General features: G+C 71.1%; 10 protein-coding genes and 1 other RNA gene. 9 read left to right on the forward strand and 2 right to left on the reverse strand.

The annotated features are described in order from the left end of the window. Window positions 1-2 precede the first annotated feature (2 nt). The gene (locus AOM05_RS04870; RefSeq protein ID WP_082097273.1) at window positions 3-1292 is read right to left on the reverse strand and encodes an amidohydrolase family protein; all 1290 of its coding nucleotides are present in this window, start codon (window positions 1290-1292) and stop codon (window positions 3-5) included. A 180-nt stretch (window positions 1293-1472) separates the two neighbouring features. Here AOM05_RS04870 and AOM05_RS04875 point away from each other — a divergent pair, with 180 nt between their 5' ends. The 7 genes from AOM05_RS04875 (at window position 1473) to AOM05_RS04905 (ending at window position 8571) form a co-directional block, all read left to right on the forward strand. Beyond that, window positions 1473-1751 carry a hypothetical protein gene (locus tag AOM05_RS04875; protein WP_062519923.1) on the forward strand — a complete coding sequence of 93 codons (279 nt, stop codon included), beginning with the start codon at window positions 1473-1475 and terminating at the stop codon, window positions 1749-1751. A gap of 51 nt (window positions 1752-1802) precedes the next feature. Continuing rightward, complete coding sequence (gene prfB / locus AOM05_RS04880; RefSeq protein WP_062519924.1) at window positions 1803-2912, forward strand: peptide chain release factor 2; 1110 nt, start codon at window positions 1803-1805, stop codon at window positions 2910-2912. Between the two features lie 260 nt (window positions 2913-3172). Continuing rightward, window positions 3173-3865, forward strand: coding sequence for a cell division ATP-binding protein FtsE (gene ftsE, locus AOM05_RS04885; protein ID WP_062519925.1), 693 nt, complete (start codon window positions 3173-3175; stop codon window positions 3863-3865). Beyond that, entirely contained in the window at window positions 3862-4773 is a 912-nt protein-coding gene (gene ftsX, locus AOM05_RS04890) for a permease-like cell division protein FtsX (RefSeq protein WP_062519926.1), read from the forward strand. The genes ftsE and ftsX overlap by 4 nt, the downstream gene beginning before the upstream one ends. After that, on the forward strand, window positions 4770-6137 hold the full coding sequence (locus tag AOM05_RS04895) for a M23 family metallopeptidase (protein WP_062519928.1): 1368 nt from the start codon (window positions 4770-4772) through the stop codon (window positions 6135-6137). The genes ftsX and AOM05_RS04895 overlap by 4 nt, the downstream gene beginning before the upstream one ends. A 78-nt stretch (window positions 6138-6215) precedes the next feature. Then, window positions 6216-6686, forward strand: a complete 471-nt coding sequence (smpB, locus tag AOM05_RS04900; protein ID WP_062287875.1) for an SsrA-binding protein SmpB — start codon at window positions 6216-6218, stop codon at window positions 6684-6686. A 61-nt stretch (window positions 6687-6747) separates the two neighbouring features. Beyond that, on the forward strand, window positions 6748-8571 hold the full coding sequence (locus AOM05_RS04905) for a DUF2207 domain-containing protein (protein ID WP_062519929.1): 1824 nt from the start codon (window positions 6748-6750) through the stop codon (window positions 8569-8571). Between the two features lie 66 nt (window positions 8572-8637). Here AOM05_RS04905 and AOM05_RS04910 read toward each other — a convergent pair whose 3' ends face one another. Next, window positions 8638-11208, reverse strand: coding sequence for an MMPL family transporter (locus tag AOM05_RS04910; RefSeq protein ID WP_062519931.1), 2571 nt, complete (start codon window positions 11206-11208; stop codon window positions 8638-8640). Window positions 11209-11397: 189 nt separating this feature from the next. Between AOM05_RS04910 and AOM05_RS04915 the strand changes: the two genes are divergently transcribed. Both AOM05_RS04915 and ssrA read left to right on the forward strand, forming a co-directional pair. Continuing rightward, window positions 11398-11964, forward strand: coding sequence for a TetR/AcrR family transcriptional regulator (locus AOM05_RS04915; RefSeq protein WP_062519933.1), 567 nt, complete (start codon window positions 11398-11400; stop codon window positions 11962-11964). Window positions 11965-12038: 74 nt separating this feature from the next. Beyond that, window positions 12039-12407: a transfer-messenger RNA gene (gene ssrA, locus AOM05_RS04920) on the forward strand. The last annotated feature ends 1 nt before the right edge of the window (window position 12408 follow it).

Raw genomic sequence — 12408 nt, forward strand, 5'->3', positions numbered from 1 at the left:
CCTCAGGCCCGCGGCGTCGACCGGCGCCCCGCGCCGTCCTTGACCACGCGGCCTCCCTGCATCACGGCCTCGACCGTGCGGGCGTCCGCCAGGGCGTGGATACGGGCCAGCGGGTCGATGCCCGTCAGCACCAGGTCGGCGAGCATGCCCGGCGCGACCGTCCCCATGTGGGCGTCGAGTCCCAGCAGCCGCGCGCCCGCCTGAGTGCCCGCGTGGATCGCGGCGAGAGGGGTCATGCCGGCGTCCACCAGGTGGCCCAGTTCGGCGAGGTTCCGCCCGTGCGGGTGGATGCCGGCGTCGGTGCCGAGCGCGACGGGGATGCCCGCGGCGATCGCCCGCGCGGCGGCGTCGCGCCCGCGCACCTGCCACTCCTTCTTCTTGGCCACCACCGCGGCCGGCTTGACGGCCGGGTCGGGGGTGAGGGACAGCGTGGACAGGGTCGGGACCAGCACGGTGCCGTGCGCGCGCATCTCCGCGATGAGCTCCTCGGACATCTCGTAGCCGTGCTCGAGGCTGGTGGTGCCGCCGCGCACGGCGGCGAGCGCGCCCGCGTTGCCCTGCGCGTGCGCCGCGATCGCGCGCCCGCTGCGCCGGGCCACCTCGGCGGCGATGAGCCGCACCTGCTCCTCGCTCAGCCCCAGGTCGTCCGGGCTGTCCGTCGGAGTGGAGATGCCGCCGGTGGTGCACACCTTGATCACGTCGGCGCCGGTGCGCATCAGCGTCCGGACCGCCTTGACCACCTCCTCGTCCGTGTCCACCACGGCCCAGCTGGGGATGGGCTCGTAGGCCACGTAGCCGGCCACGCTGCCGTTCGCGTGGATCGGATCCGCGTGACCGCCGGTGGGGGACAGCAGCGCGATCGACATATGCATGCGCGGTCCCGCGATCAACCCCTGGGCGACGGCGTTCCGGTAGCCCGGCGTGAGGCCCGACAGGTCGCGCGCGGCGGTCACGCCGGCGTCGAGCGTGAGCCGCATCGACTCGGCGGTCGCGAAGGCGTGCTCCTCGGCGAACTTGAGGCGCTCGTCCTCGGCGCGCGCGCCGTTGGGCATGGTGAGGTGCACGTGCGCGTCGACGAACCCCGGCATCAGCCAGGCGCCCGCGCCGTCGACGAGGGTATCCGGGCGTGTGGCCGCGGGGCTCGTCGGGCCCACGGCGGTGATGACGCCGTCGCGGATCTCGACGTCGCAGCCCTCTCGCGGCTCCGCACCGGTGCCGTCGATCACCGTCGCCCCGGTGATGAGCGTGACGCCGGGTGCGGCGGGGACGGCGGGAAGGCGGGCAGGGCTCACGCGGGTGACCTCCGTGGGGTGGCGTCGCCGCGACCTCCGCGGGCTCCCGTCAGCCTAGCGAGCGATAGTTGCCGCCATGTTGCGGGGCCTCCCCGCACCCGGGTGACGGGGGACGATGCGCCGGCCGCCGCATCGTCCCGCCGTACCCGGGCGTCGCCCGGGTTTGCGATGATGGGGTCCATGAACCGCCGCATCGTCACCCTCGCCGTGTCCGCCGCCGCGCTGTCCACCGTGCTCACGGGCTGCGGCGACGTCGCCGCCTCCGTCGCGGACGCCACGGCGGGCGTCGAGGACGCCGTCGAGAAGGCCAAGGACGTGCAGAAGGACGCCGAGGAGCGGGTGGGCGAGATCCAGGACCAGGTGGAGGACACCCAGCAGAAGGTCGAGGACGCCAAGAAGGGCGTCGAGGATGCGGTGGGATCCGCGAAGGACGCGATCGACGCCGTCACCGGCGGCTGAGCGGGCTCGCCCCGCACGCGTGGGGCACGCGCGCCACTAGACTGGACCCTCGTGGCCACCGACTTCGCGCTTGAGATCCAGGAGCTCCGCTCGACCTTCTCGCAGATCGAGGCGGTGACGGACCCCGCCAAGCTCAAGGCGCGCATCGCCGAGCTCGAGGAGCAGGCCGCCGCGCCGGACCTGTGGGACGACCAGGAGAACGCGCAGGCCGTCACCAGCCAGCTGAGCCAGGCCAACGCCGAGCTCGAGCGGGTCGCGCGCATGGGCTCCCGCATCGACGACCTCGAGGTGCTGGTCGAGCTCGGCACCGAGGGCGATGACGCGGACACGCTCGCCGAGGCGGACGCGGACCTCGCCGGCATCAAGAAGGACCTCGCGGCGCTCGAGATCCGCACCCTCATGACGGGGGAGTGGGACGAGCGCAACGCCGTGGTGACCATCCGCTCGGGCGCGGGCGGCGACGACGCGACCGACTTCGCCGAGATGCTGCTGCGCATGTACCTGCGCTGGGCCGAGCGTCACGGCTACGGCACCAAGGTGCTCGACACGTCGTACGCCGAGGGCGCGGGCATCAAGTCCGCGACGTTCGAGCTCAACGCGCCGTACGCGTTCGGCACGCTGTCGGTGGAGGCGGGCACGCACCGCCTCGCGCGGATCAGCCCGTTCGGCTCGGCGGACAAGCGCCAGACCTCGTTCGCGGCCGTCGAGGTGATCCCGCAGATCGAGTCGACCGACCACATCGAGGTCCCGGAGTCGGAGATCAAGGTCGACGTGTTCCGCTCGTCGGGCCCCGGCGGCCAGTCGGTCAACACCACCGACTCCGCGGTGCGCCTCACGCACCTCCCCACCGGCATCGTGGTGTCGATGCAGGACGAGAAGTCGCAGATCCAGAACCGCGCCGCCGCCATGCGCGTGCTCCAGTCGCGCCTGCTGCTGCTCAAGAAGGAGCAGGAGGCGGCGCAGAAGAAGGAGCTCGCCGGAGACATCAAGGCGAGCTGGGGCGACCAGATGCGCTCGTACTTCCTCTACGGCCAGCAGCTGGTCAAGGACCTGCGCACCGGCTACGAGGTCGGCAACCCCCAGATCGTGTTCGACGGCGACCTCGACGGCTTCATCGACGCCGGCATCCGCTGGCGCCGGTCCTCCCAGAACGAGGACTGACCCCCGGGCGCCTCCCCACCAGGGACGATGCGGAACGCGCCTGTCGCGGACGTGTTTCCGTTCACATCGGGGCACCCCGGTGGATCAGTGCACTTCTCGCGTGGATAGGCGCTCGGGTCACGTTGGTTGGCGGAAGGTCAACTGTCGGGACGTGACGAACGGGACACGCCCGATGCGGCGCGCCTCCCGGGACCCCGGCGCGGGCGTTCCTACGATGCACAGGTGGCGCGGGTCTCCTACCCCTCGCGCCCGCGCATCACATGATTCGACTCGACAACGCCACCAAGGTCTACAAGCGGGGCGCCCGTCCCGCGCTCGACTCCGTCTCCGTGGAGATCGAGCGCGGCGACTTCGTGTTCCTCGTGGGCTCGTCCGGTTCGGGCAAGTCGACGTTTCTCAAGCTGATCCTGCGCGAGGAGCGCCCCACGGGCGGGGACGTCTACGTCGCGGGCCGCCACCTCAACAAGCTGTCCGCGTGGCGGGTGCCGCACCTGCGCCGCGAGATCGGCGCGGTGTTCCAGGACTTCCGCCTGCTGCCGAACAAGACGGTCTACCAGAACGTCGCGTTCGCGCTCCAGGTGATCGGCAAGAGCCGCCACCACATCCAGTCCACCGTGCCCGAGATGCTCGAGCTGGTGGGACTGTCGGGCAAGGAGCGGCGCATGCCGCACGAGCTGTCCGGCGGCGAGCAGCAGCGCGTGGCCATCGCGCGCGCGTTCGTCAACCACCCGCCGATCCTGCTGTGCGACGAGCCGACAGGAAACCTCGACCCCGGCACGTCGGTGGGCATCATGCGCCTGCTCGACCGCATCAACCGCACCGGCACCACCGTGCTCATGGCGACCCACGACGACGAGATCGTGGACCAGATGCGCAAGCGCGTCATCGAGCTCCGCGGCGGCCAGCTGGTCCGCGACCAGGACCGCGGCGTCTACGGGCTGGAGCGCGTGTGAGGCTCCGGTTCATCCTGGGCGAGGTGGTCAACGGCCTCCGTCGCAACGGCACCATGGCGCTGTCCGTGGTGCTCGTCACGTTCGTGTCGCTCATGTTCGTGGGCGCCGCCGCGCTCACCCAGATGCAGATCGACCAGCTCAAGGACGACTGGTACGGCAAGGTCGAGATCTCGATCTTCCTGTGCCCCGAGAACTCCCGCAACGAACGCTGCGCCGAGGGTGCCGTCACCCCCGAGCAGGAGGACGCGATCCGCGGCGTGCTCGAGGACGGCGCGCTCGCCGGCCTGGTGCAGGAGGTCTACTACGAGTCGCGCGAGCAGGCGTACGACAAGTTCGTCGCGAACGACGACGAGGGCATCTGGTCCTCGCTCACCGCGGACCAGATGCAGCCCAGCTTCCGCGTCAAGCTCTCCGACCCCGAGCAGTACCAGGTGGTCGCCGACGCGACCGAGGGCCTGCCGGGCGTGGACGTGGTCCGCGACCAGCGCGAGATCTTCTCCGAGCTGTTCCGCTTCCTCAACGCCGCGACCGTGGTCGCCGCCGCCCTCGCCGCGGTCATGCTGCTGGCCGCGATGCTGCTCATCACCACCACCATCCGCCTGAGCGCGCTGAGCCGCCGCAAGGAGACCCAGATCATGCGCATGGTCGGCTCCTCGCGCTCGCTCATCCAGATGCCCTTCATGCTCGAGGGCGCCGTCGCGGCCACGGGCGGCGCGCTGCTCGCCGTCGCCGGGCTGTTCTTCGGCGTCCGCTACCTCATCGAGGACTGGCTGCGCAGCTCCGTCACCTGGGTCCAGTACATCGGCACCCAGGAGGTGTGGTCCGTCGCGCCCTGGCTGCTGGTGATCGCCGTGGGCCTCGCCGCCATCGCGTCGTTGGTGACGCTCGGGAGGTACACCCGCGCATGACCCGCTACCGCCCGTCCCTCATCGCCGCGTTCGCGGTGTTCCTCATCGCGCTCGTCACGGGCACCGTCGTGTCCGGCGCCGATGCGGTGGACGGGTTCAAGGCAGCCTCCAGCTACGACGACGACATCGAGAAGGCGCGCGACAAGCAGGACGACTACGAGCAGCAGCTCGACGACCTGGAGGCCGCGCTCGAGGACACCAGCGCGGAGATCGTCGCTGCGGCCCGCCAGCTGCGCAAGACCGAGGTGAAGCTGCCCGCCGCGCAGGCGGCGCTCGACAAGGCCAAGGAGAAGGTCGACCAGGCCCTGGTGCAGCAGAAGCTGGTCGCGGACAAGCTCGCCGCCGCGGAGGCCCAGGACCAGGCGATCTCGGAGCAGATCGCCGCGGACGAGGACCGGATCGTCGAGCTGCAGGACATCGTCGCCGCGCTCGCCCGCGCGCAGTACCAGGGCGTGGGCGACGACGAGGCGCTGAGCCTGGTGTTCGGAGCGAGCACGTCGCAGGAGTTCGTCGACAAGTTCGCGGAGGAGCACAACGCGTCGCGCGTGCAGACCAACGCCCTCGCGGACGTCGAGGAGATCGCGGCCGTCAACCGCAACCGCGGCGTGCGTCAGGAGGCGGTCCGCGAGTACATCGTCGAGCTCAAGGCGGAGGCGGACGCCCTGGTGGTGAGGACCACCGAGCTGCGCGAGAAGGCCGAGGCCAAGAAGGAGGCCCTCGACAGGCTGGTCGCGAAGCAGACGCGCATCAAGGCGCACCTCGAGGAGCAGAAGGCCAAGGAGCTCGAGCGTCAGAAGGAGCTCGAGCGCAAGCAGCAGCAGACCCGCGACCAGATCAAGGATCTGGTGAAGAAGAAGCTCAAGGAGGAGGAGGAGAAGCGCAAGGCCGCCGAGGCGGCCGCGGCCGCGAACGGCGGGTCGAGCAGCGACGGCTCCAGCTCCGGCGGCGGCGGCTCGCTGACGAAGGGCGCGCTCGCCTGGCCCGTGCCCAGCCACTACATCACGTCGAGCTACGGCATGCGCTTCCACCCGATCCTGCTGTATTGGCGCCTCCACGCGGGCACGGACATGCGCGCCTACTGCGGCACGCCCGTGTACGCCGCACGCGAGGGCCGCGTCCAGTGGGCGACGTACCAGCTGGGCCTGGGCAACTCCGTGCTGATCGATCACGGCTACGTGGGAGGCAAGTCGCTCATGTCGAGCTACAACCACCTCACCTCGTTCGCGGTGAGCGGCGGCCAGTACGTGACGCAGGGCCAGCTGGTGGGCTACGCCGGCAACACCGGCACCTCGGCCGCCTGCCACCTCCACTTCGAGGTGTACGTCAACGGCGACACCGTCGACCCGATGACGCTGGTCGGCTGACCGGCACGGAACGCCCGCTAGACTGGTGCGTCGCGCCCGGAACCGGGCGTTTCCCCGGACGGACGCAGGAGGTGGGTCATGGGTGACGCCATCAAGGTGATCGCGACCAACCGCGCCGCGCGCCACGACTTCTTCATCGACGACGTCCTCGAGGCCGGGATCGTGCTCACGGGCACCGAGGTGAAGTCGCTGCGCCACGGCCGCGCCGTGATCGGCGACGGCTACGTCTACATCGACGGCGGCGAGGCCTGGGTGGAGAACCTCCACATCCCCGAGTACCTGCAGGGCACGTGGACCAACCACGCCCCCCGCCGCAAGCGCAAGCTGCTGCTGCACGGCCACGAGATCGAGGACCTGCAGCAGCGCACGCGCGAGAAGGGCTACACGATCGTCCCGCTGCGCCTGTACTTCCTCGACGGTCGCGCCAAGCTCGAGATCGGCGTCGCGCGAGGCAAGAAGCAGCACGACAAGCGCCAGGCCCTGCGCGAGAAGCAGGACAAGCGCGAGGCCGAGCGCGCGTTCGGCACGCAGCGCGGCATCAACCGCTGACGCGGGGGACGATGCGCGGGTCGCCTACCCGACCCGCGCCCGGCTTCGGCATGATGGGCCCATGCGCCGCATCGTCCTGGCCCTGCCGTTCTCCCTGCTAGCCGCCCTCGCGCCCACCGCCGCCCTCGCGCCCACCGCCGCCCACGCCGAGGACCCGGCGACGCCGCGCACGGTCGAGCGGTGGGACGCGACCTACGACCTGCAGGCGGACGGGTCCGCCGACGTCACCGTCGAGATCGACTTCGACTTCGGCGAGGACCCGGGCCACGGCCCGTACTGGACCCTCCCGATCCGCCAGGGCTACGACGACTCGATGGACCGCGTCTACGAGGTCACCGACGTCACCGCGTCCTCGCCGTCGGGCGCGCCGGCGAACGTCTACACGGAGGAGGACGGCGACTACCTGGCGGTCCGCGTGGGCGACGAGAGCATCGGGGACGTCTCCGGCGTGCAGACCTACGTGCTCACGTACACCGTGCACCACGTGATGAACTCGACCGACGCGGGCGACGAGTTCTACTGGAACGTCATCGGCGACGCGTGGGAGACGCCCATCCGCGACATCACGGTGACCGTCACGGGAGAGGCCGGGGCGACGGACGTCGCGTGCTTCGCCGGGCCCACCGGTGCCGACACGGCCTGCGACGACGCGGCTTTCTCCGGCAGCGACGCCGCCTTCGTGCAGCAGGCGCTCGAGCCCGGCGAGCCCATGTCCGTGGCGGTCGCCTACCCCGCGGGCACCTACGACACCACGCCGGCGCTGACCGAGAGCAGCGACCTCGCGCACGCGTTCCGGCTCAACGGCTGGACCGTCGGCGCGTTCCTCGCGATCCTGCTCGGCGGCCTCGCGCTCGTGGTCCGCCGGATCCGCACCACCGGCGCGGACCTCGAGTACGCGGACTTCACCCCGGGCGTCGGTCCGGTGGGCGGGGACGATGCGGCGGTGCGCAGGCGCGACACGCGGGCTCCTGTCGCGGTCGCCTTCGCACCCCCGGACGGGCTGCGTCCCGGGCAGCTGGGCACGCTGATCGACGAGAAGGCGGACACGCGCGACGTCACCGCGACCATCGTCGACCTGGCGGTGCGCGGCTACCTGGTGATCGAGGAGGCGGGGGAGAAGGACTACTCGTTCGTCAAGCAGCGCGACGCGGACGCGGGTCTGTACCCGTACGAGCAGATGCTGTTCGACGCCGTGTTCGAGGGGCGCGACCGGGTGACGCTCGGCGACCTCAGGACCACGTTCCACGCGGACATGGCCGCGGTGCAGAAGCAGCTGTACCGCAACGTCACCCACCACGGCTGGTTCCGGGGCAACCCGTCCCACGCGCGCGGGACGTGGGCGGGCGGCGGGATCGCGCTGCTCATCGGCGGCGTGCTCGCGACCATCGCCGCGGCGTCCTTCACCACCCTCGCGCTGATCCCGGTGGCGTTCGTGGTGCTGGGGATCGTGGTGCTCGCCACCACGGGCGCGGCTCCGGCGCGCACCGCGGAGGGATCGCGCGTCCTCGCGCAGGCGCGGGGCTTCGAGCTCTACCTCGACAAGGCGGAGGCCGACCAGCTGCGCTTCGAGGAGGGCCACGACATCTTCAGCCGCTACCTGCCGTTCGCGATCGCGTTCGGGGTGACGGAGCAGTGGGCCAAGAAGTTCGAGCAGCTCGCGGCGCAGGGCGTGCAGCTCGCCGAGCCCACCTGGTACCACGGGGCCGCCTACGGCTACTTCTGGATGCACGCCGCCGGGATCGGGCACCGCATGGACCAGTTCAGCGTGCTCGCGGGCGAGGCGATGGCCGCGCCCACGCCCGGTTCCTCGGGCGGATCGGGCTTCTCCGGCGGGGGCGGGTTCTCGGGAGGCGGCGGCGGAGGCGGTGGCGGCGGGGGCTGGTGACCCCGTCCGGACGGCACGAGGCCCGCGCCCCCACACGGGGACGCGGGCCTCGTGGCCGGTGACGGGTCAGGCCTTGGCGGCCGCCGCATCGTCCTCCTGCGAGCCGCCCGGAAGTGGGTGCGCGCGCTCGAGCGCGGCGCCCTCCACGTCGACGTTCGGCAGGATCCGGTCGAGCCACTTCGGCATCCACCAGGCTCCCTCGCCCACGAGGTGCATGAGCGACGGCACGATGAGCATGCGGACCACGAACGCGTCGAGCAGCACGCCCGCCGCGAGGCCGAAGCCCATGGGCCGGATCATGCTGATGTGCGAGAACACGAAGCCGCCGAACACGGACGCCATGATGATCGCCGCGGCGGTCACCACCGCGCGACCGTGACGCAGGCCCGCCGTGACGGACTCGCGCGCGTTCGCGCCGTGCACGTACGCCTCGCGCATGCCGGACGTGATGAACAGCTGGTAGTCCATCGCCAGGCCGAACAGGATGCCCGTGAGCATGATCGGCAGGAAGCTCAGGATCGGGCCCGGGGCGTGCACGCCGAAGATGTCGGACAGCCAGCCCCACTGGTAGACCGCGGTCACGGCGCCGAACGCCGCGAACAGCGACAGCACGAACCCGAGGGTCGCGATCACGGGGACCAGGATGGAGCGGAACACCAGGATGAGGATGATGAGCGACAGGCCCACCACCACGGCGAGGTAGACCGGCAGCGCCTGGTCGAGCTTCTCGGAGATGTCGATGTTGGCGGACGCGGAACCCGCGACGCCCAGCTCGGTGCCGTCCTCGAGGGGTGACAGGCCGCGGAGGTCGTGGACCAGCTGCTCGGTGGACTCCGAGGTGGGGCCCTGCTGCGGGATCACCTGGAACGCGAGGAACGTGCCGTCCGCGGAGACGCCCGCCGGGGCGACCGCGCTGACGTCCTCGTTCTCGAGGAACAGGTTCTCCAGCTCGACCTGCGTGGCGAGGAGGTCCTCGTCGGACACGGCCTCGGGGAGCGAGGCGGTGACGATCAGCGTGCCGTTGAGGCCCTCGCCGAACTCCGCGTCGATGGTGGTGTACGCGAGGTACGCGGTCGAGCCCTCGGGCTCCTGGTCGCCCGCGGGCAGGCCCAGGCGCATCGAGAACGCGGGGATGGCGATCACGGCGAGCGCGATCACGCCGGCGACCACGTTGAGCCACGCGCGGCCCGTCCTCATGGGCGTGTACGGGGCCTCGGGCTCGGCGGCCTGGCCGATCCTGGCGCGCGAGCGCTTGGAGATCGCCTTGATGCCCACGAGCCCCAGCACGGCGGGGACCAGCGTGATCGCGACCAGCACGGCGACGAGCACGCAGAACGCCGCGACCGAGCCCATCACGCCGATGAACGGGATGCCCGTCACGTTGAGCGCGAGCAGCGCGATGAGGACCGTGGCGCCCGCAAAGACCACCGCGTTGCCGGCGGTGCCGTTCGCCAGGCCGATCGACTCGGTGACCTCCATGCCGCGCTTGAGGTTGAGGCGGTGGCGGTTGATGATGAACAGCGCATAGTCGATGCCGACCGCAAGGGCGAGCATCACGCCCAGCACCGGGGTGACGGAGGACATGTCCACGGAGCCGGACAGCGCCATCGACGCCGCGACGCCCACGCCGACGCCCACCACCGAGGTGATGATCGGGGTGAGGGCGGGCCACACCACGCGCATCATGACGAACAGCACCACGAGCGCGAGGAACACGCCTGCGATCTCGCCGACGCCGAGGATGCCGCCGACCTCGGTGGCGAGCTCGGAGGAGAAGTAGACCTCGACGCCGTCGAGCTGCGAGCCCTCGATGGACTCCATGACCGCGTCCTTGTCCTCCTGGGCGAGGGTGAGGGCGTCGTCGTGGAAGGTGACGGCGCCGAGCGCGGTGCTGCCGTCCTCGGAGATCGCGCGGATGGAGGAGGCGTTCTCGGCGAGCTGGGCGCCCAGCTCGAGCTGCTCCTCGTGCGTGGCGAGCTCGGCGGTGCCCTCGTCGATCTGCGTCTGCTGCGCGTCGATCTGGGCCTGCTGCTCGTCGAGCTCGGCGAGGCCCGCGTCGATCTGCTGCTGCTGGGCGTCGAACTGCGCCTGCGCGAGCTCGTACGTGCCGGCGTCCTGCGCCTGCTGGATCGCGGCGTCGAGCTGGGCCTGGCCCTCCTCGAGCTGCGCGCGGGCGGCGTCGAGCTGCTCCTGCCCCGCGTCGAGCTGTGCCTGGCCGTCCTCGAGCTGGGTGCGCGCGTCCGCGATCTGCGTGCGGCCGTCCTCGAGCTGTGCCTGCTGGTCCTCCATCTGCTGCGCGGTGGCGAACGGGTCGAGCACGGAGGAGACGCTCTCGAAGCCGGCGACGGAGTCGAGCGCGGCGGAGATCTGCTCCTGCTGCTCGGCGGTCAGCTCCGAGTCGTCGGAGGACTGGAAGACGATCCGCGCGGTCGCGCCGCCGGTGCCCTCGATCTTCTCGCCGAGCTCGTCGGCCACCTGCTGGCTCGCGGTGCCGGGGATCGAGAACGAGTCGGTCAGGGTGCCGCCGAACGCGACGAACGCGCCGCCGGCGAGGGCGAGCGCGAGCAGCCACGCGACTATCGCGACGAAGGGTCGCATGGCCGACGCGCGGCCGATGCGGAACAGGAGGTTGGCCACGAGGGCGCCTTTCTCACGGGGGACCTGGGATGGCGACGACGCCGGTGCGCCGGGTGCTGCGGCGCCGCCGGGGCGGGCCCCGGGGCCGGCACGATGCGCTGCTCGCCAGTGTAGGCCAGTTTCCCGAGTTTTGCGACAAGTGTTGGTTATCGCTTGGTGAACTCGGGTCCGAGGTGGGAGGATCGCGGGGTGGACGCACGCATCGTCAGGACCCGGACCCGCCTCCAGGAGGCGCTGTTCGCGCTGACCCGCGAGCGCGGGCTCGAGGAGATCTCGGTGAGCGACATCGTGGCGCGCGCGGGCGTCAACCGGTCGACCTTCTACCAGCACTACTCGGACAAGGAGACGCTGCTCGCGGACGCGCTCGACCTCATCGCCGAGCAGTCGGGCGCGCAGCTGGGCGACGTGGACCTGGGCGCCGCGGAGCCGCCCGCCGTGCTCGTGTCCTACCTCGAGCACATCGCCGAGCACCGCGACCTTTACCGCCGCGTCTACACCGAGCCGGGCTACGGCGCGGTTCTCGCGCGGCTGCGCGCGCACATGATGGACGCGATCCGCGGCGCCGCCACCCAGGTCGGGAGCCTCACGCCGCTCGGCGCCCCGGTGGAGGTGGTCGCCGCGGGCGTGTCCGGCACGGTGGTCGGGGTGATCGGCGCGTGGCTGCAGCTCGAGGAGCAGGTGCCGCCCGCCGAGGCGGCGCTGTGGGTCTGGCGGATCGTGCTCGGCCCGCCGGCCGGCGACGCGTACGCCCGCTGAGCCCGCGCATCGTCCCTCCCGCAGGGGGTTGGGCGCTGTCGGACCTCCCGGTAGACTGGTGTCATAACTGCACAGGGGATGATCGGTTTCGACGTGTGTTTACTTCCGAAGGGAAGCGGGCCGAGAACGCTGAGTTATCTCGTAAACGACCTCAGCAAACCAATAGGTGCCGATTCCAAGCGCACCGACTTCGCCCTCGCTGCCTAAGCGAGCGCCATGAAGTCCGTCAGCCCAGGCGTGTTCCCGTCCTGGATCCTGGCGTCGACTAGGGAACTTGCTTCAGCTCCTCGTCATCGGGGGCTGCGGGACTTCTAGGTGACTGGGCCTATCCGACTTGCTCGCCTGATGCGGGTCGGGGGCCGAGAAATACTCCTCAGGCTGCGCCCGGAGAATACTTCGGTTTGGACATGCGGACCCGGGTTCGATTCCCGGCATCTCCACGGT

The sequence above is a fragment of the Demequina silvatica genome (genome assembly GCF_000971215.1).
Taxonomy (GTDB): domain Bacteria; phylum Actinomycetota; class Actinomycetes; order Actinomycetales; family Demequinaceae; genus Demequina; species Demequina silvatica.